Here is a 24366-nt window from a genome sequence, read left to right on the forward strand (position 1 = left end):
ATGAAAACCCTGCCGTCGCCTACCAGAGGTCGTAGCGCAGGCCGAGCTTGATCTGGTGATAGTCGATGCCGCTGTTGATCGCATAGGTGGTGGGGGTCACCATCGTCACATATTCAGCGCTCGGCGCCGAGAAATACTCGTATCCCACGTCGACCGAGAGATTCCTCGTCAACTTGTAGTTGACACCAGCGCCAAGCGAATAAGCGAAGACATATTGAAGCGAGTTGTCGGCGTAGGCGACGTCGACGATCGCCCCATCGACGAAATTTTCCGAGAAGCCGTAGTTGCGCTTTGTGGCAGCAACGCCGACGCCAGCGCCGATATAGGGCGTGAACCCGACGAATGTGCCAAGGTCGGCATAGGCATTGACCATGCCGGTCCATATCTCATTCTCGGTCGAGACGTTCACGCTCGAGACGACGGTGCCCATCCCGTCCGCCGTGAGGTAGTTCAGGCTCGACGAATCGGTGGTCAGGAGACCGACATTAGCCTCCATGCGAAGGAAGTCGGTGAAACGGTAACCGAAGCCGATGCTGCCGGTGAGTGGCAGCTTGCTCTCTTCATACGAAAAGATCGGGCTCGGACCGAACACGGAGTCCCGATAGGGCGTGTTGAACTTGTAGCCGATGTCGCCGCGCAGGTACCATCCATTGCCCACCTCGACCGGCACATATTCCTCCGGCGTGTCGATCACCATCGGCGGGTCGTAGTCCGCGGCCAGCGCGGCAGGGAAAGGGGCCAATCCGACGAGCACGATCGGCAAGGCGGCGCGCAGGAACAGTCGCATGGGATCCAACTCCGGGATTCAGGCCGATCCGTCACGGCCTTCTGTGTTGGCCCACTGTTAACCATCTTGGTTAAATGCCGGTTAACCATGGACATAAACCAATCGGGCGACGCGGCCGGGACAAAAGAACCGCCCGGAGTGACCCGGGCGGCGCGAGGACGGAGTGGAGGAGGCTTACTTGTAGACCGGCGGTTCCACCGGCGGCTCGTAGGCGACCGGCTCGGGCTCGTAGCAGGAGCTGCGGCCGCCGAACTGGTAGCGCAGGCCCACGCGGCCCTCGTGGATATGGAAGCCCTTGTCGAAGCCGGGGGCGACGCCGCCGGCATATTCGAACATGCGGCCGCCGCCGATATTGGCGTAGCGATAGCCGACGTCGAGCTTGAGGTCGTTGGTCAGGCAGTAGGACGCGCCGGCCATGAGCGCCCATGCGAAGCGCCAGTTGGCTGACCCATCGTGTTCGGTGGTGATGCCGCCGGCCGTGTTGCGCAGCGTATCCCACTTCACATAGGCGCCACCGATACCGGCGCCGACATACGGCGTGATGCCGTGCCAGGTGCCGAATTCCGCGTAGGCATTGGCGAGAAGCAGGAGCGCACTGTAGGACGAGGTGTCGACCGACACGCAGGGCACGTCGCCGCAGACGCCCGAGGTCTGGCCGTTGAAGTCGGCCTTGCCCATCCAGTCGAGGGTGAGGTCGGTGCGCAGATATCTGTTCACCTGATAGCCGACGCCGCCGCCGACGGACCAGGAAGAATCGATGTCGCCGAAGTCGAACGCGCCAGTGCCGGGAGGCGGGCCGTAGGTGATGTAGTTGCCGCCGCGGAACTTCGTGGCGTGATAGTCGAGGTCGCCGCGGATATACCAGCCGCCGTAGTCGACCGGCTCGGGTTCGGGCTGCGTGTAGACTGGCTCCGGCGTGTAGACCGGAGGCTCATAGATATCGGCTGCCAATGCCGGCACGACGCCAGCCGCCATGACCGCGGCGCCGAACAGCGTCTTCTTCACCTGTGTGAGCATAACCTTCACCCTCTCGATCCAAGGCGCGACGCCAGCGGATAGACCTAGTCCCGGGTTTGGATAATGAAGTGGAAAGGTTAAGGGCGGATTAACCCTGCGGCTTAACCATGATTCCGGACGCGATGATTACGGAATCGAGCAAGCAAGACGCCCGCGCGAAGGGCACGGGCGTCCAAAACTTTCGACGTCGTGAGGAAAATCAGGCGGCGGTGCGGATTGACGAGATCGCCCCGACGATGTCGTTGACCACCGTCTCGACCAGGCCCCGGTCGTCCGCCTCCGCCATGACGCGGATCAGCGGCTCGGTGCCGGACGGACGGATCACGAGGCGGCCGGACTTGCCGAGGCGCACGCGCGCGTCCTCGATCATCGCCTTGACCGGGTCGCTTTCGAGCGGCTTGCCGCCGTTGAAGCGGACATTCTTCAAGACCTGCGGCACCGGCTCGAACTTGCGGCAGACCTCGCTTGCCGGCTTGCCGGCGCGCTTGATGCAGGCGAGCACCTGGAGGGCGGAGACGAGGCCGTCGCCGGTGGTGGCGAAGTCGGAGAGCACGATGTGGCCCGACTGCTCGCCGCCGACATTGAAGCCGTGCGCGCGCATGTGCTCGACCACGTAGCGGTCGCCAACCTTGGTGCGATGGAGCGAAAGACCGAGGTCGCCGAGATAACGCTCCAGCCCGAGATTGGACATGACGGTGGCGACCACGCCGCCGCCGGCCAGCCGCCCACTCTGGTGCCAGGCCTCGGCAATCAGCGCCATGATCTGGTCGCCGTCGATCAGCGTGCCGTTCTCGTCGACGATGACCATCCGGTCGGCGTCGCCGTCGAGCGCGATGCCGATGTCGGCGCGCACCTCGTGCACCTTCTTCGACAGGCCCATCGGATGGGTCGAGCCGCATTCGTGGTTGATGTTCATGCCGTTCGGCTCGGCATTGATGGTGACGACTTCCGCGCCGAGCTCCCACAGGGCAGCCGGCGCGACCTTGTAAGCGGCGCCGTTGGCGCAGTCGATCACGACGCGCATACCGGCCAGCGACATGGAACGCGGCAGGGTGCGCTTGGCGAACTCGATGTAGCGGTCGTGCACGCCGTCGATGCGCTTGGCGCGGCCAATCGTGTCGGAATCGGCGAGCGAGGCGGTAAGGTCCGTCTCGATGAGGGACTCGATGCGAAGCTCGATCTCGTCCGACAGCTTGTAACCGTCCGGGCCGAACAGCTTGATGCCGTTGTCGTGGTAAGCGTTGTGCGAGGCCGAGATCATGACGCCGAGATCAGCGCGCAGCGAGCGTGACAGCATGGCGACAGCCGGGGTCGGCACGGGCCCGAGCAGGAAAACGTCCATGCCGGCGGCGCAGAAGCCAGCGACCATCGCGTTCTCGAGCATGTAGCCGGACAGCCGCGTGTCCTTCCCGATCACGACGCGATGGCGATGCGATCCTCGCTGGAACGACGTGCCTGCCGCCATCCCGACCTTCATGGCGACTTCCGCCGTCATCGGAAAACTATTGGCCCGTCCCCGGATCCCGTCCGTCCCGAAATACCGCCTGGTCATGCTCGTCGACTACCCCGCCGCGATTCCCGCTTTTGACATCGTTGTGCCATACATGGGTCTTTCCCTGGCATCACATTGTGTGAGCCCGTGTTACGCTTTCATGACGCGGAAAGCGCAACCCCGGCAGCCTAGCAGCCAGGAGTTAACGCATTTCTTCGATCCATTTGCGTAGGAGCGCGACGGCCTCCGGATCCGTTTGGGTGCGCCCGAGTTCCGGCATCATCACGCCGGCCTCGGTGCTTTCGACCCGGTAGAGCAGGATCGAATTGTCGGGATGGCCGGGATCGATGTCGAAGGCGCGGTCGCCGCTGCCGCGCCCGGCCGCCACCGGCCGCTTGCGCACCCCCAACGCCACGCGATCCGACTCGCCCCAGGTGAGATAGAGACCGGAATTCGAGGCCGGCCCCTCGCGGCGGTGGCAGTGGGCGCAATTGGTGTCGAGCCAGGCGCGGGCGCGGGCCTCGGTCGGGGCAGCCGCATCTCCCCAGACGGGAACCGACGGCACATCGGCGGGCGCCGGCGCGCCCGACAGGATGCCGGCGGATGTCCAGTGCGCGAGCTGGTTTTCGGCGCCGGATGCATAGGGGTGCTCGACGTTGAGGTTGCGCGCCTTGGGGCCGAGCGGCGCGACTTCGCCATTCAAGGCATGACAGCCTTTGCACTGGTTCTTGTTGGGCACGGCATAGGTGAAGGACAGAGGCGCGCCGTCCCTGTCCGTGACTGCGATATCCACCTTCGCCCCGGCGATCTTGAGCTCGGCTTCGGTCTGCTCGGCGTTCCAGACATAGGCCCAGGCTTGCCATCCGCCCTCCTGCCGCACCAGCACGCGCGTTTCGATCAGCCGCACGTCCTTGTCGGGCGCGCGCAGGTCCGCGGGAAAGGCGAAGGTCTTGATCAGCGCCGCGCCCACCGGGAAGTCGAACGCCTCGTCTGGATTGTAGGTCGCCGACTGACCCGCGGGCACGTGGACGAAGCGATACTTCTCGGCGAAGTCGGAAAAAAGTGGCGTGGCGAGATGAAAGGGGATCACGCCTTCCGCAGGCACCTGTTTCGCGCCGTCGGCAAAGAAGCCGAATTCGGAGAGCAGCTTCGGTGGCTTGGCGGCGAGGATGGCGTCGGGGGAGAAGGCGCGGGCGGAGGTCGCGGCGAAGAGATGAAGCAGCGTGAGAAACGCGATCAGTGTGGCTTGAAAGACCCCCCTCTGCCCTGCCGGGCATCTCCCCCTCAAGGGGGGAGATTGGCTATCAGAACGGCTTTCGCGGAACATGGCTGCAGCGGAATGATCGGCGTCGCCGAAGCTGCCAATCTCCCCCTTGAGGGGGAGATGCCCGGCAGGGCAGAGGGGGTGTGACAGAACGCAAGCCGATAGCCTAGTCTCTTACGACCCGCTGTCCTGCGGCAGCTTTACCGGCGCGGGCTCCGGGAGCGAGCCCTTGTAGCCGGCGATGTCGGTGTCGGGCGAGGTGCTCCACGGCAGCAGCATCTGCGAGATCATCTTGAGATTGGCGAAGGTCGTGCCCTCGGCCTCGTCGATATAGATCTGGTCCTCCGCGTTCACCCAGGAGAAATATTCCGGGATGCGGGTCACGCCGTCCCAGACGATGTCGGGAACCGGCGTGCCGGAGACATCGGTGATGATTTTGCCGACCTCGCCGTCCGGCGCGAAGCCGCCCTCGCCATAGGTATTGCCGTGGACGAACACCCCGCGCGGCACGAACATGTAATTGTCGTCGTCATATTCGTTCGGATAGGCGGCGATAAGCACGTGCGTCGTGCCGTTCTTGTCGAAGCGGTTGCCGAAGACGTGCACGTTGCGGTTGGCCATCACCATCACGCCCATGCCCTTCGGCACGATGCCGACGATGTTGCCCTTGGGGGCGAAGTTCGGCGTGTCGTTCTCGACCACGTCGTTGTCGAAGACCCGCACGTCCTGCCCGCCCTGAACGGGAAGGTTCGGCAGGTCGAAGACGAGGATACCGCCGGTGTTGTGGGTGACGGTGTTCTTGAACACGTCGGCGCGCTTGGAGTTCTCGATCTCGATGCCGGCGACATTGTATTCGGCGCGGCTGTTGCGGACGATGATGTCCTCGCTCTGGCCGACATAGATGCCGGCGTCGGACGCGCCGGACACGAACACGCCGTCGATCAGCACGTTCTTGGAGGAGACGGGGTAGACGCCGTAGGCGCCGTTCTCGGCCTTCGGCCCGCCGGTCCAGACGACGGAGATATTGCGGAAGGTGATCTGATCGGAGCCCTTGGACTTCACGCCGTCGCCCTTGGTGTCCTCGACGGCGAAGTCTTCCAGCACCACGCGGTCGGAGGTGACGAGCAGGCCCTCGCCGGCGCCGGTCTGGCCCTTGAAGGACAGGACCGTCTGTCCGGCTCCGGCGCCCTGCACCTTCACATCGTCCACGTCGAGCGAGAGCCCCTCCGTCAGCTCGAACATGCCGGGCCCGATCTTCACCACGTCGCCCGGCTGGGCCGAGATCAGCGCCTCGATCAGGCGCTCGTTGGCGCCTTCGCCGGCTTCGACGACGATGTCGGCGGCGATCGCGGTCGAGGCGGAAAGCGCGAGGGCAAAAGAGGCAAGTGTAAGAAGGCGTTGCATGACAATCACTCCCGGCAATGCGGGAACGATGCGCCAGAGGCGCGCCGGGTGTCAATCGACGGACGAAAGCGCCGAAAACCCGCCGCTTGCCTTGACTCACGCGGTACCTTCGGGTAACCGACCCCCGCATCCGGCGTGGGGGCTTCCCGCGCCGGTTGGCTTTTGGACCCCGCAGACTGACAAAAAGACGGACCGGGCGTTAGCGCTCGAGAGCCGACCGAACAAGCGAAAGGCATCAAAATGTTCGCAGTCATCAAAACGGGCGGCAAGCAGTATCGCGTCGCCGCCAATGATGTGTTGAAGATCGAGAAGGTCGCCGGCGAAGTCGGCGACATCGTTGAAATCGGCTTCGTGCTGGCGCACGGCGAAGGCGAAAACGTGACGATCGGCGCTCCCTTCGTGGACGGCGCTGTCGTGGCGGCCGAGGTCCTGGAGCAGGGCCACGCCAAGACCGTCATCGCGTTCAAGAAGCGCCGCCGCCAGAACTCGCGCCGCAAGCACGGCCATCGCCAGCTGCTGACCACGGTCAAGATCACCGAGATCCTGACGGGTGGCGCGAAGCCGGCGAAGAAGGCCGCAGCGAAGGCCGAGACCAAGGCGGAAGCCGCTGCTCCGGTCGCGACTTTGTTCACCGCGCCGAAGGGCAAGGCGGACGACCTGACTGTGATCGTTGGCATCGGCCCGGTGGCTGCCGGCCAGCTCAACGAGCAGGGCATCACGACCTTCAAGCAGATCGCGAAGCTGAGCGACGCCGACATCGAGAAGATCGATGCGAACATGCCGTTCTCGGCCGACCAGATCCGCGATTGGCGCGATCAGGCGAAGGAACTGGCGAAGTAAGCCAAATCAATGTATGAGGGGCGCAACGAAGCCCCTCCAAGGGTTTGAGACGTCCTTCGGGACGCTAAGGAGACTAAGATGGCACACAAGAAAGCTGGCGGTTCGTCGCGCAACGGTCGCGACTCCGAATCGAAGCGTCTGGGCGTGAAGAAGTTCGGCGGCGAGGCAGTTCTCGCCGGCAACATCATCGTTCGTCAGCGCGGCACCAAGATGCACCCCGGCGTCAACGTCGGCATGGGCACGGACCATACCCTGTTTGCTACGCAAGCCGGCGCCGTCGCCTTCCAGAAAAAAGCCAATGGCCGAACCTACGTGTCGGTAAACCCGATTCAGGACGCAGCGGAGTAGCCGGTTCCGCGACACACCACACCGGCGACCCCTCCCGGGGACCGGTGTCTGGATAGTCCAGAAGCGAGAACAGGGGAGATGGGTCGCCATCTCCCCTTTTTCTTTGCCTGGAGATCCATCATGCACATCCTCGTCACCAAGCGCCTGACGCTCCGCAAGCCGACCATGCTCGACGCCGAGCAGATCGCCGCCGGCCTGTCGAACTGGAACGTGGCCCGCATGCTGACCCAGGTGCCCTACCCCTACTTCGTCAAAGACGCCGAGGAATGGATCGAGCACGTGTCGGCGGCCTCCGAAAGCCACGTCTACACGATCCATCGCGAGCAACTCGTCGGCGTCGTCGCGATCGAGGGCGGCGGGCCGCAGCCGCGGCTTGGCTACTGGCTCGCCGAACACGCACACGGCCACGGCTACATGACCGAGGCCGCGGGCGCGTTGATCGCGCACGCCTTCGACACGACGCCGATCTGGGCGATCGAGTCGGCGGTGCTGACCGACAACCCGGCCTCGCTGCGCGTGCAAGAGAAGCTCGGCTTCGCCGTGTCCGGCCTGAGGGACGTCTATTCGCGTTCCAGGGGCGATGGCGCCCAGGTCGTGACCACCCGCCTGTCGGCCGCCTCCTGGCGTGCCGGCCTTGGCCGGGTCGAGAAGAGCGCGGCCTGAGCCGGCATCGGATGGAGAGGGAACGATGGTCATGGAACTTACCGGAGAAGAACCGGAAACGCCGATAGACTGTCCGGTGCTCGTCACGGAGCGGCTGGTCATGCGCCCGCCGCACGTCGACGACGTGCCGGACCTGGCAGGCCTCGCCAACAATCGCAGGGTCGCGGAGATGCTCGCCCGCATGCCGCACCCCTATGGCGAGGCGGAGGCCCGCGCCTTCATCGCGGCCGCAGCCGAGCGCCGCTTCGGCTGCGTCCATGCGCTGACGCTCGCCGACAATGGCGCCTTCGTCGGCTGCGCCGGGCTCAACCCCACCGACAGGGGATTGGAACTCGGCTACTGGATCGGCGAGCCCTTCTGGGGGCGCGGCTACGCCACCGAGGCCGCGCAGGCGCTGGTGGACCTCGCCTTCCGGACGACGGTCATCGACGCGCTCAACGTCTCCTGCCGCGTGATCAATCCGGCCTCGCGCCGGGTGATTCACAAATGTGGCTTCCAGTATGCCGGCCAGGGCATGCTGAACTCGATCGTCGCCGGCCAGGTGCCGGTGGAGCGCTACCGGCTCGACCGGCGCACATGGATCGGGCTGAGGGCCTGGAGCCCCGGAACGACGCGCCTGATGAGCGCCTGAGGGAGCCGCATGGTTCCCTTTACCGACGAAACCAACTAGGAGAGGCGCAACCGCGCCTTTCCCGACAGATTGAAGCAAGATGAAGTTCCTCGACCAGGCGAAAGTCTACATAAGATCCGGCGACGGTGGCGCCGGATCGGTGTCGTTCCGTCGCGAGAAGTTCATCGAGTTCGGCGGGCCGGACGGCGGCGACGGCGGCCGGGGCGGCGACGTCTGGATCGAGGCCGTCGACGGGCTCAATACGCTGATCGACTACCGCTACCAGCAGCATTTCCGTGCCAAGACCGGCATGCACGGCATGGGCCGCAACATGGCCGGCGGCAAGGGCGCCGACGTGATCCTCAAGGTGCCCGCGGGAACGCAGGTCTATGAAGAGGACAACGAGACGCTGATCGCCGACCTGACCGAGGTCGGCCAGCGCTTCAAGATCGCCGAAGGCGGCAATGGCGGCTTCGGCAATACGCATTTCAAGACCTCGACCAACCAGGCGCCGCGCCGCGCCAATCCCGGCCTGCCCGGCCAGGAGATGACGATCTGGCTGCGCCTGAAGCTGATCGCTGACGCAGGCATCGTCGGCCTGCCGAACGCCGGCAAGTCGACCTTCCTCGCCTCGGTGACGGCTGCGAAGCCCAAGATCGCGGACTATCCCTTCACGACGCTGCATCCCGGCCTCGGCGTGGCGCGGGTCGATGCGCGCGAATTCGTCATCGCCGACATTCCGGGCCTCATCGAAGGCGCGCATGAAGGCGTGGGCATCGGCGACCGTTTCCTCGGCCATGTCGAGCGCACCCGCGTTCTCCTCCACCTCGTCTCCGCGCAGGAGGAAAGCCCCGCCAAGGCCTACAAGACCGTCCGCGGCGAGCTGGAGGCCTATGGCCACGGGCTCGACGAGAAGCCGGAGGTCGTGGTGCTGTCGCAGGTCGACACGCTGGACGCCGATGCGCGCAAGAAGAAGGTGGCGAGCCTGAAGCGCGCCATCGGGCATGCGCCCCTGCTGATGTCCGCCGTCACCCGGGAGGGTGTCGAAGAGGTGCTGCGGGCGCTGATGGTGCATGTCGAGGATGCAAGGCGGGCGGAGGAGCCACCGGCGCCGGACGACCGCTGGTCGCTCTGACCGCTCCACGCTTCCGACACTGCTTCATCTTCCGGCCGCTTCCATGATCCGCCCCCTCGCCTCGCACCGCCGCATCACCGTCAAGATCGGCTCCGCCCTGCTTGTCGACCGGTCGAAGGGCCTGAAGGCCGATTGGCTGGCTTCGCTGGTCGCCGACATCGCCGGCCTATGGGCGCAGGGAACGGAGGTGCTGGTCGTCTCGTCCGGCGCGATCGCGCTCGGCCGCACGATCCTGGGACTCGGCAAGCGAGTGCTGAAGCTGGAGGAGAGCCAGGCGGCGGCGGCCGTCGGCCAGATCGCGCTGGCGCGGGCTTGGTCGGAGGAACTCGCCCGGCGCGGACTGAAGTCCGGCCAGGTGCTGGTGACGCTCGGCGACACCGAGGAGCGCCGGCGCTATCTCAATGCACGTGCCACCATCGGCACGCTGCTGAAGCTCAAGGCGGTGCCTGTGATCAACGAGAACGACACGGTCGCAACGAGCGAGATCCGCTACGGCGACAACGATCGCCTCGCCGCGCGCGTCGCCACGATGATGGGCGGTGACTTGCTTGTGCTGCTCTCCGACATCGACGGGCTCTACACCGCCCCGCCGGCCCTCAATCCGGACGCGAAGCATATCCCGCTCGTTGAGAGGATAACGCCGGAGATCGACGCGATGGCCGGGGGCGCAGCCTCGGAACTGTCGCGCGGGGGCATGCGCACGAAAATCGATGCCGGCAAGATCGCGACCGGCGCCGGCACCGCGATGATCATCACGCAGGGCGACCGCATGAACCCGCTTTCGGCGATCGATCGTGGCGAGACATGCACCTGGTTCGCGCCGTCCCAGAACCCGGTGCGCGGCTACAAGAGCTGGATCGCCGGGCAGCTCGAACCGGCCGGCCGGCTGACTGTCGACGCGGGCGCGATCACGGCACTTCTGTCGGGCAAGTCGCTGCTGCCGGCTGGTGTGAAGCTCGTCTCCGGCGACTTCGCGCGCGGCGACACGGTAGCGATCCTGGACCCCGAGGGCCACGAGGTTGCGCGCGGACTTGTTGCCTATGACGCGGCGGATGCCGTAAGGATCGCCGGGCTGAAGACGGCGGAGATCGCCGACGCGCTCGGCTACGAACCGCGCTCGGCGATGGTACACCGCGACGACCTTGTCGTCTCCCGCACGGTCGCCCAGAAGATGGAGGGCTGAATGCTGACGAAAGCAGAGACGTCCGGACAGGACATCGCCCGGCTCATGGCCCAGATCGGCCGCGACGCCCTCGCCGCCGCGCGGCCGCTGGCCATCGCCAGCACCGAACGAAAGAACGCAGCACTCCGCGCCATGGCTGATGCCATCGTGGCGAACGAGAAGACGATCCTCGAGGCGAACGCGATCGACCTGGCGAACGGCGTGGAATCGAAGCTGTCGCCTGCGATGATGGACCGGCTCAAGCTCGATCCGGCGCGCATCGCCGCGATCGTCACGGGCATCCGCGAGATCGCCGAATTGAAGGATCCCGTCGGCGAGGTCATCGCCGCCTGGGACCGCCCGAACGGGCTGAAGATCGAGCGCGTGCGCACGCCGCTCGGCGTCGTTGGCGTCATCTTCGAGAGCCGGCCGAACGTGACGGCGGATGCCGGCGCGCTGTGCTTCAAGGCGGGCAATCCGGTGATCCTGCGCGCTGGCTCGGATTCGGCGAATTCTTCCGCTGCGATCCACGCCTGCCTGGTCGAGGGGCTGAAAGCACAAGACCTGCCCGAGGCGGCGATCCAGCTTGTGCCGGTGACGGACCGCGCCGCGGTGGGCGAGATGCTGAAGGGCCTCGACGGCAATCTCGACGTGATCGTGCCGCGCGGGGGGAAGAGCCTGGTCGCACGCGTCCAGAGTGAGGCGCGCGTGCCGGTCTTCGCGCATCTCGAAGGTATCTGCCATCTCTACATCGACAAGTCGGCCGATCTCGACATGGCGGTGAAGATCGCCGTCAACGCCAAGATGCGGCGCACCGGGATCTGCGGCTCGGCCGAGACGCTGCTGGTCGACCGCGCCGCGGCGAAGACGCATGTCGTGCCGATCCTGGACGCCCTCGCCAAGGCCGGCTGCGCCATCCGCGCCAGCGCCGAGGTGTTGGCGCTTTACCCTGACGCGGAGGCGGCGACCGACGCCGACTGGACGACGGAATATCTCGACGCGATCATCTCCGTGACGCTGGTCGACGGCGTCGGCGGCGCGATCGACCATATCGAGACCTATTCCTCGCACCATACCGAGGCGATCGTCGCGGAGGACCCGGCGGCGGTGGAGCGGTTCTTCAACGAAATCGATTCCGCCATCCTGCTGCACAACGCCTCGACGCAGTTCGCCGACGGCGGCGAGTTCGGCATGGGGGCGGAGATCGGCATCGCCACGGGCAAGATGCACGCGCGCGGCCCTGTCGGCGTCGAGCAGCTCACCTCGTTCAAATACCGCGTCCGCGGCTCGGGCCAGGTGCGGGCGTGACATCGGACTGGGCCGTCCCAGCCCGCTATCTTCGCATGCCGCATGTCGAGAAGGGCATGGCGGTGGGGCTGTTCGGCGGGTCGTTCAACCCGCCGCATGCCGGGCATGTCCTGGTCGCCGAGATCGCCATGCGGCGGCTGGAGCTGGACCAGCTCTGGTGGATCGTGACTCCCGGCAACCCGCTCAAGAACGGACGCGAGTTGAAGCCGCTCGACGAACGCATCGAGCTTTCCGAGAAGATCACCGACGATCCGAAGATCAAGGTCACCGCCTTCGAGGCGAGCTACCACGTGCGCTATACGGCGGACACGCTCGCACTGGTGAAGGCGCGCAATCCCGGCGTGAACTTCGTCTGGATCATGGGCGCGGATTCACTGCGCGACTTCCACCGCTGGCAGCGCTGGCAGGCGATCGCGATGACCTTCCCGATCGCGGTCATCGACCGGCCGGGCGCCACGCTCGCCTTCCTGTCGTCGAAGATGGCGAAGACCTTCGACTACGCCCGCCGCGACGAGGACGATGCGCCGCTGCTCGCCCGTACGCCGGCGCCGGCCTGGACCTTCATCCACGGCCCGCGCTCCACCCTTTCCTCCACCGCGATCCGCGACGGCCTTGTGAAGGCTTGAACCAGGGCGGAACTTCCGCCGGTCCAGCCGCGCGCCACCGGACGATGTCGTTTTTGGCGCGGCGCAGGCGCGGGCCAGCCGCCAGAGTGTCGCCATGAACACGCGCGCCGACATCGACGTAAGGGCCGGCACGCCCGTCGCCGGGGTGGCCGGCGTGATCCTTGCCATGGCGCTCGCTGCCATCGGCAACGGGCTGATGTTCGCCTACATCCCGGTCCGGCTCGGCGCGGAGGGATATGCGCCGACATGGGCCGGCCTGATCCTCACCGGCCTCTCGGCCGGCGGCATCGCCGGCTGCCTGCTGACGGCATGGCTGGTGAGGCGGGTCGGCCATGCGCGCGCCTATATGGTGTTCTCGGCGCTGATCGTGCTGTCCAACGCGCTGGTCGGCATGGCGGTCGACCCGGTCGTCTGGATTGTCGCCCGCGCCCTCTACGGCTTTGCCATCTGCGGCATGTTCGTCGTTGCGCAGAGCTGGCTCAACGACGCGGTCGGCAATACGATCCGTGGCCGCGTGATGGCGATCTTCTACGTCTGCTATATCGTCGGCCTCGGCGTCGGCTCCTACCTGATGGGGTTCCTCGACATCACGACGCCGATGGCGCCGATCGCCGGCATCGCCTTCACGGCCGCGTCGATCCTGCCGGTCGGCCTGACACAGTTGCGCCAGCCGCCCCCGCCGCAGGGCGCGGCGGTGGCCGTGCGGGAAGCCTGGCGCATCTCGCCGGTCGGCGTCGCCGGCATGCTGGCAGTCGGCGGCCTGTCGATGATGATCGCCGGCTTCGCGCCGATCCACGCCACGGCCAGCGGCTACTCACAACAGCAGGTGGCGGCGCTGATGTTCGCGATGCCGCTCGGTACGCTCGTGTTCCAGATCCCGTTCGGCTGGATCTCCGACCGCACCGACCGGCGCTACGTGCTGATCGCCGCCGCCGCCCTCGTCGTCGTTGCGGGTCTCGCGGCGAGCCGGTTCGATGGCGGCTCGCTCGGCCTGATGATCGCGATCTATCTGATCTGGAGCGGCGCCAGCGAGTCGATCTATTCGCTCTCCTCGGCCCATGCCAACGACCGTGCCTCGAAGGAGGAGCTGGTCCGGCTGTCGGGCACGATGCTGTTCCTCTGGTCGGTGTCGGGTTTCATCGTGCCGGGCCTCGGCACGGCGCTGACGGCCGCGTTCGGCACGGCCTCGTTCATGATCGTCGCGATCGTCGTCGCAGCCCTGTTCTGCGCCTTCACGATATGGCGGGTGATCCGCTCGCCGCGCGTTCCGGCCGACGAGACCGGCGCGTTCACACCGCTTTCCGCCCAGACGCCTTTGCCGGTGCCTCCGACGAAGGATTAGCGTCGGGCTCATCGGGTGCATCCTGCCGCTGGAAGGCTTCCTTGGCGGCGCGGCGCAGCGATGTCTCAGCGCCCTGCACATCCCTGTCCGACGTCCAGTAGCGCAGCGTGAGAGTCACCGAATCCTCGCCCAGCGCCGAGACGAAGGCTTCGGGCGCCGGGTTCTCGAGTACCCGCCGATCCCGGCGTGCCAGGTCGACCAGCGTCTTCTGCGCCAGGGCAATGTCCTGGCCGTCGCCTATGCTGACCTCGATGTCGCGCCGGCGCACCTTGTTGCGGTTGTAGTTGCGGATCGGCTTGTTCCAGAGCGTCGAGTTCGGCGCCAGGATGTAGACACCGTCCGGCGCGCGCAGCCGCGAGGCGAAGAGCCCTATCTCCTCGACCGTGCCTGCGATCGTGTCGACCTCGACAAATTCGCCGATGCGCAGCGGTCGCAGCACGAGAAGCATGACACCCGCGGCTATGTTCTGCAGCGTGCCCTGCAGGGCAAGACCTATGGCAAGGCCGATCGCGCCCATCGCCGCGATGATCGAGGCGGTCTGAACGCCGAACTGGCCGAGCACCATGACCAGGACGAGCCCGAGGATCGCGTAGCGGGCGATCTTGGAGAAGAACGTGATGAGTGTCTGGTCCATGCCCCGGATTCCGCCGAGCGCGGCCGCGAGGGATCGTTCCGCCAGCCCCGCCGCAAGATAGCCGGCGACAAGCAGGATGACCGCGCCGATGGCCGACAGGGAATAAGACACGACGAGCGCGGAAAGTGCTGCGAACCCCGCCTGCATCGTGCTGACGGCTCCGGCGGCGTCGAATTGCATGATCTTGCTCCCTTGTTCTGGACAGACGAGGGCCGAATGCCCGGAAGCCGGCATGGTTCCCTGCCGCTTTCGAGGCCCCGTCTTGAAACCGTCAAGGGACTCTGCCTATCTTCATGATGTTCGCGCGGGACGAACGCTGATTTGCAATCCCGCTGGGAAAGGAACGAAACTGAGAACAGAACTGCGGAAGAAGGCTGAGACATTGCCTTCGACGGTCGGGAACAGCGGCTCCATCGCCTCCCCGGCCTTGCGGACAGTCCTTGACAGTCTCGATGACTCCAAGGCCGAAAACATCGTCTCCATCGACATCCAAGGCAAGTCCAGTCTGGGCGATTACATGGTGATCGCGTCCGGCCGGTCGAACCGTCATGTCGCGGCTGTCGCCGACCACCTCCTGAAAGCATTGAAGGAAGGCGGGTTCGGCACTGCGCGCGTCGAGGGACTGCCGGGCGCCGACTGGGTGCTGATCGATGCGGGCGACATCATCGTCCACGTCTTCAGGCCCGAGGTGCGCGAGTTCTACAACCTCGAAAAGATGTGGATGGCGCCGGACCTGGAGGAAGAGACGGTTCACTGAACCGTAGCTTCGGCTGTCCATGCGGATTGGAGTTCATGCCGTCGGCCGCATGAAGGCGGGCCCGGAGCGGGATCTCGCCGCCCGCTATTTCGACCGATTCGCAAAGACAGGGCCGGCCATCGGGCTCGAATGGGCCGGCGTCGCCGAGATCGCGGAAAGCCGCGCCCAGACCGCGGCGCTGCGCAAGGAGGAAGAAGCCCGCGCGCTCGGCGCGGCATCCCAGGGCTCGGCCCTGATCCTCCTGGACGAAACCGGAAAATCGATCGGCTCCGAAGCCTTTGCGACCCGCATCGGCGAAATGCGCGACGGTGGCGCGCGATCGCTGCTCTTCGCGATCGGCGGAGCCGACGGGCACGATCCGGATCTCAGGAAGACCGCTGCCCTCGTCCTCTCCTTCGGCGCCATGACCTGGCCGCATCAGATCGTGCGCGTCATGCTCGCCGAACAGCTTTATCGCGCAGCGACCATCCTGTCGGGACATCCCTACCACCGCGCCTGAGCGCGGGTCAGAGCCTCCTCAGCCGCGCGGCGAAGAAGCCGTCGAGGCCGGAGAGCTGCGGCGTCTCCATCCGCAGTCCTGCTGGCGTGGTGCGCAGGACGCCGTCGGGCGTCACGAAGGCGGCGATGCCGGGGATCTCGTCGGGCCGGATCGGGTCGAGCGACATGCCGGGCGTCTCGGCGAGGAAGCCGCGCACAAGCTGCTCGCCCTCCAGCGGATCGAGCGAACAGTTGGAGAAGACGAGAGTGCCCCCGTGCTTCAAGAGACGCGCGGCATGGCCGAGCAGGGTGCGCTGGACGTCGGCGAGCTTAGCGACGTCGGCTTCCGTCTTGGTCCACAGCACATCCGGATGACGCCTGACCGTGCCGGTCGAGGAGCATGGCGCGTCGAGCAGGATCGCATCGAACTGTTCCGCCGGTTCGAAGGTGGTGAGGTCGGCCGACACGAGCTCGGCTTCGAGCCCCAGGCGGGCGAGATTCGTTGCCAGTCGCTTCAGTCGGTTGGCCGAGATCTCCACCGCCGTGACCTTCGCGCCCGCGGCCGCGAGCTGCGCCGTCTTGCCGCCAGGCGCGGCGCAGAGGTCGGCGACGCGCTTGCCGGCGACGTTGCCCATCAGCTGCGCCGGCAGGGCCGCGGCGGCGTCCTGCACCCACCAGGCGCCGTCGGCATAGCCCGGCAGGTCCGAGACGGCGCGGTCGAGCGTGGCGAGACGGACAGAGCCCGTGGGCAGGACGATGCCGCCGAACCGCTCAGCCCAGCCGGCGGCGTCATCTTTCACCGTGAAGTCGATTGGCGGTTCGAGACGGTGCGCGGCGAGGATCGCGTCGGTCTCGGCAGCACCGTAGGCAGCCTCCATCCGTCTTACGAACCAGTCGGGCGCGTCGCGCGTGGCGGCCAGCAGACGCGGCAGCGCGCGTTCCTTGTCGCGCCCGATGCCGCGCAGGACGGCGTTGACCAGCGAGGCGAAGCGCTGCGTGCGCGGATCGGCCTTGGCCTGCTCCACCGCGAGATCGACCGCGGCGCTGTCGGGCACGTCGAGGAACAGCATCTGCGCCAAAGCGACGTGCAGGATGTGCGAGAGCGTATGTGCGTTGGCCGGCAGCGGCCGGTCCAGGCGCTCGGCGATCATCGCCTCGATCGTGTTGCGGTGGCGTAGCGCCGAGACGAGAATCGCCCGCACCAGCCCGCGATCGCGCTCGTCGAGCGCGCGGTACTGCGGGTGGCCGTGCTGGCCGTCCGTCATGCCGTCGAGCGGCGTCCTGGCCTCGACCACGGCGGCCAGAAGCCGCGTCGCGGCCTGGCGCGCGGCAAGGCCGGGAGCGGATGCCGGCGGTATCGCCCTGCCCGGCTTCGAAGGGGCCTTTCGCTTCGCCCGCGCGGGCGACGTCACGACCAGGGGCCCTTGCGCGGCCCGGTCGGGTTGCGGCCCCAGGGATTCGACTTCGGCGCTTCAGGCGGCGTCTGCGCCTCGGGCTGCTTCGGCTCCTGCTGCGAGGGCGCTCCCCACGGGCCGGACGTGGGACGGGCAGCCTTCGGTTCCTCGGCCGTCGGCGGGTCGGCAGGCGCCCGGCTGGTCGGCGCGGGCCGCCCGGCGCGCGCCTGAGGCTGCGGCGCCGGCTGGGCCTCGAACTCGGCCGCCATCTGCCGGAGCGCTGCGATGCGATTCTCCGTATTCGGATGGGTGGAGAAGAGACTGTCCATCCGCTCGCCCGACAGCGGATTGATGATGAACATATGCGCGGTCGCCGGCGCACGCTCGGCGTCGGGATTGTGGATGCGCTGCGCGGCACCCGCGATCTTCCCGAGCGCCGAGGCAAGCCACAGCGGATGCTCGCAAATCTCCGCGCCGCGCCGGTCAGCGGAATATTCCCGCGTACGGCTGATCGCCATCTGCACGACGGCCGCAGCCAGCGGTGCCACGATCATCGCGATGAGCACGCCGATGCCACCGAGCGGGTTGTTGTTGTCGCGGTTGCCGCCAAAGAAGAAGGCGAAATTGCCGAGCATCGAAATCGCGCCGGCGAGCGTCGCGGTGATGGTCATGGTCAGCGTGTCGCGGTTCTGGATATGCGCCAGCTCGTGCGCCATCACGCCCGCAACCTCCTCGTAGGAAAGGCGCTGCAGCAGGCCGGTCGTGGCCGCCACCGCCGCGTTCTGCGGGTTGCGTCCGGTAGCGAAGGCGTTGGGTTGGTCGTTCTGGATAAGATAGACCTTCGGCATCGGCAGGCCGGCATTCTGTGACAGGCCGCGCACGATCTCGAACAGTTCCGGCGCGCTGCGCTCGTCGATCTCGACGGCATGGTGCATCCTGAGCACCATCTTGTCCGAGTTCCAGTAGCTGAACAGGTTCATGCCGGCCGCGATCAGGAAGGCGATCATCATGCCGCCCGAGCCGCCAATCATGTAGCCGACGCCCATGAAGAGCGCGGTCATTGCGGCGAGCAGCATCGCGGTGCGGATTACGTTCATCAAGGTCTCCGGTGGCCGGCGACGACACTGTCTCCGGCGCTGATAACGCTATATATGATGGTGGAGGCACTGAGCCACTTCAATATCGGGAGCACAGGATGGCCGACGAAGCCGAGACACCGTCGACCCAGCCGCGCGAGCTTTCGCCCGCGGCCCAGCGCGCGCTGGCCGAGGCGGAGGCGCGCAGGAAGGCCGCGCGCCGCAAGCCTGCGCCGCCGAAGGAAATCGGCGGCCGCGGCGGCGAGGAGCCGGTGCGCTACGGCGACTGGGAAGTGAAGGGCATCGCCACCGACTTCTAAACCGGCGCCGGAACCGATTCCGGGGTCGGGCGTTGACGAACACCCAGTTCCTTCTAGACATCGGTGCCGCCAATGCTCATTCGTCTCGGCTACGAACTAGCCCTCGATCTGCCGCAGGACACGCCTGTCGTGACTGCGCTGGAAATTCACTCGGATCGCAGGCAGGACATCCGCTGGGAGTCCGGCTTCCTGCCCACGCCGATGGTCAAAACGCAGACCTATGTCGACGCCTATGGCAATCGCTGTCGCAGGTTCGTCGCGCCCGCCGGCCGATTCACAATGCGATACGACGCGGTCGTCGAGGACAGTGGCCTTCTGGATCCCGTGGCGCCGAAGGCGCAGGAAACGCCGGTGGCCGAGCTTCCGACCGAATGCATCGGCTACCTGCTCGGCAGCCGTTATTGCGAGACCGACCATCTCTCGACGCTGGCGTGGAACCTGTTCGGCCAGACCAGGCCCGGCTGGGAACGCGTGCAGGCGATCATGGATTATGTGCACGACCGGCTGTCCTTCGGCTACGGCTATGCCCGCTCGACCCGCACGGCCGCCCAGGCGCATGAGGAGCGCGTGGGCGTGTGCCGCGACTTCGCCCATCTGGCGATCGCCTTCTGCCGCGCGATGAATATCCCGGCCCGCTACGTCAACGGCTATCTCGGCGACATCAACGTGCCGGCGGACCCCGCTCCGATGGACTTCAGCGCCTGGGTAGAGGCCTATGTCGGCGGCCGGTGGTATACGTTCGACCCTCGCCACAACAAGCCGCGCACGGGCCGGGTGGTCGTCGCGCGCGGCCGCGACGCGACCGATGTGCCGCTCGTCCACACTTTCGGCGCGCACGTGCTCAGCAAGTTCGAGGTCTGGACCTATGAGGAGACATCCCAACCCGCCGCCGGCCGCAAAGCCGACGGAGACGAAGGGAACGGCTTTCGCATAAGCGCCGCCGCCTGAACTCGGTCCGCTCAACGCAAAAGAAAAGGCCTCCCGCGAGGGAGGCCTTTCCGTGTTTCGTCCGCGGGCGCGACCCTGGCGGTGACACCGTCACCGGCCGCGCATCATGCGCCAGTTCAGGAAGGCTGCTTCCCGAAAGGGCAATCCGCCGAGGCCACGCGCTTGGAAACGACAACACTCGACATCGGATCACCTCCTTCCAGTTCGTTGAACACGCCGCCAATGTGGGGCCATCGCATTCGTCGTGCAAGTAAAATTCACCCGCCTATCTGGCCAGGTGACGGAACGCCGACACGACCTGTTCGTAGATCGCCCGCTTGAACGGGACAATCAGGTCGGGAAGCTCCTCCATCGGCTTCCATTCCCAGCGGTCGAATTCGGCCGTGTGGCCGCCCGGCGGCGGATCGATCTCGATCTCGCTTTCGTCGCCCTCAAAGCGGAAGGCGAACCATTTCTGCGTCTGGCCGCGATACTTGCCCTTGAGCGCGATGCCGAGGACCTCGCGCGGCAGGTCGTAGTTGAACCAGCCTGGCGCCTCGCCCAGCAGCGAGACCGACTTCATGCCGGTCTCCTCGTAGAGCTCCCGGATCGCGGCCGGCAGCGGATCCTCGCCCTTGTCGATGCCGCCCTGCGGCATCTGCCAGAGCTTGACCGCGCCCGACATCTCGCTGTCCGGCTCGGCGATGCGCCGCCCCGCCCAGACCAGGCCCTCCCGGTTCAGCACCATGATGCCCACGCAGGGCCGGGTACGGCAGCGTTTCCGGATCGATCTTCTTCGCCATCTCAGCGTCCACCTTCGGGATCGTTCGCCAGCGCCGAGACCGGGACGATCTCGATGCCCCGTTTCCTCGCCTCGGCCACCCAGGTCGTGACCGCCTCGACCGTCACGTCGAAGGCGGAGCCGATGCCGATCGCCGACCCTTTCGCTCGCGCCGTCGCCTCGAGCTGGTCGAGCTTCTTCAGGATGTCACCGCGCGCGCGCACGCCGTCGATCGTCGCATCGCCGGCCGCGAACGGCACGCCGCTGCCGAGCGCGAGCTCGGGCGCAACGCTGCGGGCGCTGGAGCCGTCGTCGAGATACATCAGCCCGCGCTTGCCGAGTTCCTGGATGACAGGCGACATTGCCTCGCGCTCGGTGACGAAACGCCCGCCCATGTAGTTCATGATGCCGGTGTAGTTCGTGGTGCGCGACAGGGCACGGTGGAGGTGATCGATGTTCTCCTCCGGATCGGCGTCGACGGTGAGCGGATCACGCCCCGGATCGACCGACGGATAGTCGAACGGCTCCATCGGCACCTGCATGACGATCTCGTGGCCGCGCTGCCGCGCCGTTTGCATCCAGCGCGAGAGGCTGTTGCCGGCCGAGGCGAAACCGAGCGTGACCTCGGGAGGCAAGGCGTTGATCGCCGCCTGCGTTCCCGTCTGCGACAGGCCCATGCCGCCGATGACGATCGCCACTTTGGCGCCCCGCGATCCGGACCAGGCTCCGGCATAGACGTCGAAGGGCCGCCGCCCGTCGATCGCACGGACTGGCAGAGGGCCGGTCGGGCTCTCCTCGATCAGGTCGCGGTCGGGCAGGTGCGCCGTGCGCAGATTGCGTTCGAGCGCGGCCGGATCGCGGATGACGATCGTTCCGCCCGAAGGGGAGGCCTCCGGCTGGACCTTGATGATCGCCGGGCCGTCGGTCCGTGGCTTCGGTGGGGGCGTCGTCTTTGCCGGCGCCGGCTCGACGGGCGCCACGGCAACCTCCGGCACGGATACCGTCTCGTGCACGGGCATCCTGAGCCCGCTGCCCTGCATCGCGATGAAGGTGGAGGCTGCCAGCGCGGCGACGCCGAGCGTCAGTGCCCCGAGCGGCAGGCGGCGAGCGCCGAATCCGCCCTTGCGGGCCGGACCGGTCTGGCCAAGCGGCTGCTCGATGCTGCTGTTCAGGGGACGCTCCAGCGGATGTCTCGATGATATGCCGAGAAACGCCGGCGACACGCAGTGAAAGGCCGGCCGGCGGATCGCTCCGCCGGCCGGACCGTATTACTGGTTCATCACCGCCTTGGCGGGATTGGCCGGGAAGGCCGCGTCGGTCTTGGTGCCGCGGATCAGGTCCAGCGCGTAGTTGAGCTGGATGTCGTCCTTCGGATCCGGAGGGACATAGGCGGCTGAGCCCGAACCTTCCTCGCCCTCCTGGTTGCCCTTGATGTGGCCGGGCAGGTCCGATTCGCCGCGGGACAGATCCTTGCCCTGCAGTTCCTCGGGCAGAGGCTGCTCGACCTTCACGTCGGGCGTGATGCCCTTGCCCTGGATCGAGGATCCGGACGGCGTGTAGTAGAGCGCCGTCGTGAGCTTCAGCGCGCCGTTCTCGGGCAGCGGGATGACGCTCTGCACGGAGCCCTTGCCGAAGGTCTGGGTGCCGAGGATGGTCGCGCGGCGATGATCCTGCAGCGCGCCGGCGACGATCTCGGAGGCCGAGGCCGATCCGCCGTTCACCAGCACGATCAGCGGCTTGCCGTCGATCAGGTCGCCCGGCCGGCTGTCGTAGCGCTCGGTCTTCTCCGGGTCGCGACCGCGCGTCGAGACGATCTCGCCCTTGTCGAGGAAGGCGTCCGACACGCTGATCGCCTGGTCGAGCAGGCCGCCCGGATTGAGGCGCAGGTCGAGCACATAGCCCTTCACGCCGGCGGACGGAGCCTTCTCCCGGATCGACTGGATCGCGGCCTGGAGGTCGCCGAAGGTCTTCTCGGTGAAGGAATTGATCTTGATGTAGCCGACGTCGTTCTCGACACGGTAGCGCACCGCGCGGACCTTGATCGTCTCGCGGATGATCGTGACCTTGATCGGCTCTGTAGCGCCCTCGCGTACGATCGTCAGATCGATCGGTGTGTTGACCTGGCCGCGCATCTTGTCGACCGCTTCCTCAAGCGTCAGGCCGCGGACTTCCTGGCCGTCGATCTGCGAGATCAGGTCGCCCGACAGCACGCCAGCGCGCGCGGCCGGCGTGTCCTCGATCGGCGAGATGACCTTCACCAGCTCGTTCTCCATCGTGACCTCGATGCCGAGGCCGCCGAACTCGCCGCGCGTCTGGACGCGCATGTCCTTGGCGGCGTCCGGATTGAGGTAGGACGAATGCGGATCGAGCGAGGAGAGCATGCCATTGATGGCGCTCTCGACCAGCTTCTTCTCCTCGGGCGGCGTCACATACTGCGCGCGCACCCGCTCGAAGATGTCGCCGAAGATGGCGAGCTGGCGATAGGTCTCGGAGGAACCGGCGGCATTCGCGCTGGAGCCGGGTGCGCCATAGACCAGGCTCATGGCGGACGCGCCCATCAGCGCACCCGCGAACAGAAGCGACACCTTACGAATCATTGCCTGCCCTTCCAGATCATCTGCGAGCCTGCCACCACGGGGCGGGATCGACGGGTTTTTGGTCCTTGCGGAACTCAATATAGAGTTCCGGCTGCGCATTCACACTGCCTTCCGCGGACATGCTTGCGACCCGCGTCTCGCCCATTGCGCCCACAGGCTCTCCCGCCAGTACCGGTTGACCCTGCGAAACGCTGATTCTGCCCAGCCCCGCCAGAACGACATGATAGCCGCCGCCGGCATCGAGGATCAAGAGTTGGCCATAGGAACGGAACGGACCGGCATACAGAACCGTGGCGTCGGACGGCGCAGTGACGATTGCGCCCGATTGTGTCCTTACCGTGTCGCCGAATGCGGTGACTCCAGCCTCGTCGACATGCCCGAAGGTCCGGATCTTCTTGCCGGCGACCGGCAGGGCGAGCGTGCCCTGCAAGGCAGGGAATGGTGCCGCCTCCACCAGGCGATTCCGCTCGGGAACGCGGCGTTCGGCGTCTCTCGCCTCTTCGCGCGCCCTCTTTTCCTCCGCAAGCCTCGCCTCTTCCTCGGCCTTGCGGGCGGCTTCGATGCCCGCCTCCAGCGAGGCGATCAGGTCCTTCAGGTTGCCGGCCTTGGCCGCGAGATCGGCGGCGCGAAGCTGCTCGTTCCGAAGCGTCTGCTCCGAGCCCTCCTGCAGCTTCCGCTTCTCTTCAAGCAAAAGTGACAGCCGCGTGCGACTCTCGGCCTGCTCCGCAATGGTCGCGACGAGGCGCTCGCGCTCGGTGGCGACGGTCTCGCCGAGCCGCGCCAGCTCGGTGAGATCGGCGAGAAGCGCGGTCGTCTGCTCGCGCAGTTCCGGCACCACCGCGCCGAGAAGGATCGAGCTACGCACGGAGGACAGCGCGTCCTCCGGGCGGACGAGGATTGCGGGCGGCGGGTTCAGCCCCATCCGCTGCAAGGCGCCCAGCACCTCGGCCAGCACCTCGCGGCGCTCGGACAGCGAGGCGCGGATCGCGGCCTGCTGGTCCTTCAGCTCGCCCAGCCTGTCTTCCATCGCCGCCACGTCTTCGGAGAGCTTCTTTTCCGTCTTGGCGGCCTGGATCAGGGCGGAGGTGATCGAGGCGTTGTCTTTCCGCAGCCGCGCGATCTCGTCCGACAACGTCTTCTGCCGGCTGTCGGAAAGGCTGAGTTCGCTGGTGATGCGCTCGTATTCGCCGCGCGTCTGCGCCTGCCGCACCTCGAGTTCCGCCGGCGCCTCGGCCTGCGCCGCAAGCGGGCCGGCGGCCGACAGCGCGGCAAGAACGGCAATGAGGATCGGGCGTTTCACACTATGCTCGCACCGGTGAACCAACAGGATAAGGCAGCCTATCGCCTTGATCCTTAAGGAACCATCAACCATAAGACCCGGCCGCCAGCCGTGCTGGCACGATGC

The 24366-nt window shown here is 66.6% G+C and carries 24 protein-coding genes and 1 pseudogene; 13 read left to right on the forward strand and 12 right to left on the reverse strand.

Annotation, left to right across the window (positions count from 1 at the left end):
- Positions 1-19 precede the first annotated feature (19 nt).
- The 5 genes from LRS09_RS07410 to LRS09_RS07430 all read right to left on the reverse strand — a co-directional run bounded on the left by LRS09_RS07410 (position 20) and on the right by LRS09_RS07430 (position 5964).
- Positions 20-787, reverse strand: a complete 768-nt coding sequence (locus LRS09_RS07410) for an outer membrane protein (RefSeq protein WP_257805141.1) — start codon at positions 785-787, stop codon at positions 20-22.
- A gap of 174 nt (positions 788-961) precedes the next feature.
- Positions 962-1804 carry an outer membrane protein gene (locus LRS09_RS07415; protein ID WP_257810146.1) on the reverse strand — a complete coding sequence of 281 codons (843 nt, stop codon included), beginning with the start codon at positions 1802-1804 and terminating at the stop codon, positions 962-964.
- A gap of 199 nt (positions 1805-2003) precedes the next feature.
- On the reverse strand, positions 2004-3356 hold the full coding sequence (glmM, locus tag LRS09_RS07420; RefSeq protein WP_085466941.1) for a phosphoglucosamine mutase: 1353 nt from the start codon (positions 3354-3356) through the stop codon (positions 2004-2006).
- Positions 3357-3498: 142 nt separating this feature from the next.
- Positions 3499-4584, reverse strand: coding sequence for an SO2930 family diheme c-type cytochrome (locus LRS09_RS07425; protein WP_257805142.1), 1086 nt, complete (start codon positions 4582-4584; stop codon positions 3499-3501).
- 150 nt (positions 4585-4734) lie between these two features.
- Positions 4735-5964 (reverse strand): parallel beta-helix domain-containing protein, encoded by a 1230-nt coding sequence (locus LRS09_RS07430; protein WP_257805143.1) that lies wholly within the window; start codon positions 5962-5964, stop codon positions 4735-4737.
- A 240-nt stretch (positions 5965-6204) separates the two neighbouring features.
- On the opposite strand from LRS09_RS07430, the gene rplU reads away from it, so the two are divergent.
- From rplU to LRS09_RS07475, 9 genes are all read left to right on the forward strand, one after another.
- Positions 6205-6804: a 50S ribosomal protein L21 gene (rplU, locus tag LRS09_RS07435; RefSeq protein WP_257805144.1), complete on the forward strand. Its 600-nt coding sequence runs from the start codon at positions 6205-6207 to the stop codon at positions 6802-6804.
- Positions 6805-6882: 78 nt separating this feature from the next.
- Positions 6883-7152: a 50S ribosomal protein L27 gene (gene rpmA / locus LRS09_RS07440; RefSeq protein ID WP_085466945.1), complete on the forward strand. Its 270-nt coding sequence runs from the start codon at positions 6883-6885 to the stop codon at positions 7150-7152.
- Positions 7153-7272: 120 nt separating this feature from the next.
- Positions 7273-7815: a GNAT family N-acetyltransferase gene (locus tag LRS09_RS07445; protein ID WP_257805145.1), complete on the forward strand. Its 543-nt coding sequence runs from the start codon at positions 7273-7275 to the stop codon at positions 7813-7815.
- Between the two features lie 25 nt (positions 7816-7840).
- Positions 7841-8446 (forward strand): GNAT family N-acetyltransferase, encoded by a 606-nt coding sequence (locus LRS09_RS07450; RefSeq protein ID WP_374684819.1) that lies wholly within the window; start codon positions 7841-7843, stop codon positions 8444-8446.
- 79 nt (positions 8447-8525) lie between these two features.
- A complete protein-coding gene (gene obgE, locus LRS09_RS07455; protein ID WP_257805147.1) occupies positions 8526-9560 on the forward strand; it encodes a GTPase ObgE in 1035 nt (344 codons plus the stop codon).
- Positions 9561-9603: 43 nt separating this feature from the next.
- On the forward strand, positions 9604-10743 hold the full coding sequence (proB, locus tag LRS09_RS07460; protein WP_374684820.1) for a glutamate 5-kinase: 1140 nt from the start codon (positions 9604-9606) through the stop codon (positions 10741-10743).
- Positions 10744-12030, forward strand: a complete 1287-nt coding sequence (locus tag LRS09_RS07465; RefSeq protein WP_257805148.1) for a glutamate-5-semialdehyde dehydrogenase — start codon at positions 10744-10746, stop codon at positions 12028-12030.
- A gap of 35 nt (positions 12031-12065) precedes the next feature.
- Positions 12066-12656: a nicotinate-nucleotide adenylyltransferase gene (locus LRS09_RS07470; protein WP_257810148.1), complete on the forward strand. Its 591-nt coding sequence runs from the start codon at positions 12066-12068 to the stop codon at positions 12654-12656.
- Positions 12657-12750: 94 nt separating this feature from the next.
- Positions 12751-13998, forward strand: a complete 1248-nt coding sequence (locus tag LRS09_RS07475) for an MFS transporter (protein ID WP_257805149.1) — start codon at positions 12751-12753, stop codon at positions 13996-13998.
- Here LRS09_RS07475 and LRS09_RS07480 read toward each other — a convergent pair.
- Positions 13946-14812: a mechanosensitive ion channel family protein gene (locus LRS09_RS07480; RefSeq protein ID WP_257805150.1), complete on the reverse strand. Its 867-nt coding sequence runs from the start codon at positions 14810-14812 to the stop codon at positions 13946-13948. The genes LRS09_RS07475 and LRS09_RS07480 overlap by 53 nt on opposite strands.
- A gap of 202 nt (positions 14813-15014) precedes the next feature.
- On the opposite strand from LRS09_RS07480, the gene rsfS reads away from it, so the two are divergent.
- Both rsfS and rlmH read left to right on the forward strand, forming a co-directional pair.
- Entirely contained in the window at positions 15015-15389 is a 375-nt protein-coding gene (gene rsfS, locus LRS09_RS07485; RefSeq protein WP_257805151.1) for a ribosome silencing factor, read from the forward strand.
- 19 nt (positions 15390-15408) lie between these two features.
- Positions 15409-15888 carry a 23S rRNA (pseudouridine(1915)-N(3))-methyltransferase RlmH gene (rlmH, locus tag LRS09_RS07490; protein ID WP_257805153.1) on the forward strand — a complete coding sequence of 160 codons (480 nt, stop codon included), beginning with the start codon at positions 15409-15411 and terminating at the stop codon, positions 15886-15888.
- 7 nt (positions 15889-15895) lie between these two features.
- Here rlmH and rsmB read toward each other — a convergent pair whose 3' ends face one another.
- Positions 15896-17284, reverse strand: coding sequence for a 16S rRNA (cytosine(967)-C(5))-methyltransferase RsmB (rsmB, locus tag LRS09_RS07495; RefSeq protein ID WP_374684901.1), 1389 nt, complete (start codon positions 17282-17284; stop codon positions 15896-15898).
- Complete coding sequence (gene htpX, locus LRS09_RS07500; protein ID WP_257805154.1) at positions 17275-18357, reverse strand: zinc metalloprotease HtpX; 1083 nt, start codon at positions 18355-18357, stop codon at positions 17275-17277. Before htpX ends, rsmB begins: the two co-directional genes overlap by 10 nt.
- Before the next feature lie 98 nt (positions 18358-18455).
- Here htpX and LRS09_RS07505 point away from each other — a divergent pair, with 98 nt between their 5' ends.
- Positions 18456-18656: a DUF1674 domain-containing protein gene (locus LRS09_RS07505; protein ID WP_257805155.1), complete on the forward strand. Its 201-nt coding sequence runs from the start codon at positions 18456-18458 to the stop codon at positions 18654-18656.
- A gap of 72 nt (positions 18657-18728) precedes the next feature.
- A complete protein-coding gene (locus tag LRS09_RS07510; RefSeq protein WP_257805156.1) occupies positions 18729-19604 on the forward strand; it encodes a transglutaminase family protein in 876 nt (291 codons plus the stop codon).
- A 265-nt stretch (positions 19605-19869) separates the two neighbouring features.
- Here the strand turns inward: LRS09_RS07510 and LRS09_RS07515 are convergent.
- The 4 genes and pseudogenes from LRS09_RS07515 to LRS09_RS07530 form a co-directional block, all read right to left on the reverse strand.
- Positions 19870-20386, reverse strand: a pseudogene (locus tag LRS09_RS07515) (RNA pyrophosphohydrolase).
- Between the two features lies 1 nt (position 20387).
- The gene (locus LRS09_RS07520; protein ID WP_257805157.1) at positions 20388-21587 is read right to left on the reverse strand and encodes a divergent polysaccharide deacetylase family protein; all 1200 of its coding nucleotides are present in this window, start codon (positions 21585-21587) and stop codon (positions 20388-20390) included.
- A gap of 45 nt (positions 21588-21632) precedes the next feature.
- Positions 21633-22961 (reverse strand): S41 family peptidase, encoded by a 1329-nt coding sequence (locus tag LRS09_RS07525; RefSeq protein WP_257805158.1) that lies wholly within the window; start codon positions 22959-22961, stop codon positions 21633-21635.
- Positions 22962-22977: 16 nt separating this feature from the next.
- Positions 22978-24261, reverse strand: a complete 1284-nt coding sequence (locus tag LRS09_RS07530) for a murein hydrolase activator EnvC (RefSeq protein WP_257805159.1) — start codon at positions 24259-24261, stop codon at positions 22978-22980.
- Positions 24262-24366 lie beyond the last annotated feature (105 nt).

The sequence above is a fragment of the Mesorhizobium sp. J428 genome, assembly GCF_024699925.1.
Taxonomy (GTDB): domain Bacteria; phylum Pseudomonadota; class Alphaproteobacteria; order Rhizobiales; family Rhizobiaceae; genus Mesorhizobium_A.

Coding starts and splice junctions, on each gene's coding strand:
- LRS09_RS07410 (WP_257805141.1), bottom strand. CDS start 787: ATGCGACTGTTCCTGCGCGCCGCCTTGCCGATCGTGCTCGTCGGATTG.
- LRS09_RS07415 (WP_257810146.1), bottom strand. CDS start 1,804: ATGCTCACACAGGTGAAGAAGACGCTGTTCGGCGCCGCGGTCATGGCG.
- glmM (WP_085466941.1), bottom strand. CDS start 3,356: ATGACCAGGCGGTATTTCGGGACGGACGGGATCCGGGGACGGGCCAAT.
- LRS09_RS07430 (WP_257805143.1), bottom strand. CDS start 5,964: ATGCAACGCCTTCTTACACTTGCCTCTTTTGCCCTCGCGCTTTCCGCC.
- rplU (WP_257805144.1), top strand. CDS start 6,205: ATGTTCGCAGTCATCAAAACGGGCGGCAAGCAGTATCGCGTCGCCGCC.
- rpmA (WP_085466945.1), top strand. CDS start 6,883: ATGGCACACAAGAAAGCTGGCGGTTCGTCGCGCAACGGTCGCGACTCC.
- LRS09_RS07445 (WP_257805145.1), top strand. CDS start 7,273: ATGCACATCCTCGTCACCAAGCGCCTGACGCTCCGCAAGCCGACCATG.
- LRS09_RS07450 (WP_374684819.1), top strand. CDS start 7,841: ATGGTCATGGAACTTACCGGAGAAGAACCGGAAACGCCGATAGACTGT.
- obgE (WP_257805147.1), top strand. CDS start 8,526: ATGAAGTTCCTCGACCAGGCGAAAGTCTACATAAGATCCGGCGACGGT.
- proB (WP_374684820.1), top strand. CDS start 9,604: ATGATCCGCCCCCTCGCCTCGCACCGCCGCATCACCGTCAAGATCGGC.
- LRS09_RS07465 (WP_257805148.1), top strand. CDS start 10,744: ATGCTGACGAAAGCAGAGACGTCCGGACAGGACATCGCCCGGCTCATG.
- LRS09_RS07470 (WP_257810148.1), top strand. CDS start 12,066: ATGCCGCATGTCGAGAAGGGCATGGCGGTGGGGCTGTTCGGCGGGTCG.
- LRS09_RS07475 (WP_257805149.1), top strand. CDS start 12,751: ATGAACACGCGCGCCGACATCGACGTAAGGGCCGGCACGCCCGTCGCC.
- LRS09_RS07480 (WP_257805150.1), bottom strand. CDS start 14,812: ATGCAATTCGACGCCGCCGGAGCCGTCAGCACGATGCAGGCGGGGTTC.
- rlmH (WP_257805153.1), top strand. CDS start 15,409: ATGCGGATTGGAGTTCATGCCGTCGGCCGCATGAAGGCGGGCCCGGAG.
- htpX (WP_257805154.1), bottom strand. CDS start 18,357: ATGAACGTAATCCGCACCGCGATGCTGCTCGCCGCAATGACCGCGCTC.
- LRS09_RS07505 (WP_257805155.1), top strand. CDS start 18,456: ATGGCCGACGAAGCCGAGACACCGTCGACCCAGCCGCGCGAGCTTTCG.
- LRS09_RS07510 (WP_257805156.1), top strand. CDS start 18,729: ATGCTCATTCGTCTCGGCTACGAACTAGCCCTCGATCTGCCGCAGGAC.
- LRS09_RS07525 (WP_257805158.1), bottom strand. CDS start 22,961: ATGATTCGTAAGGTGTCGCTTCTGTTCGCGGGTGCGCTGATGGGCGCG.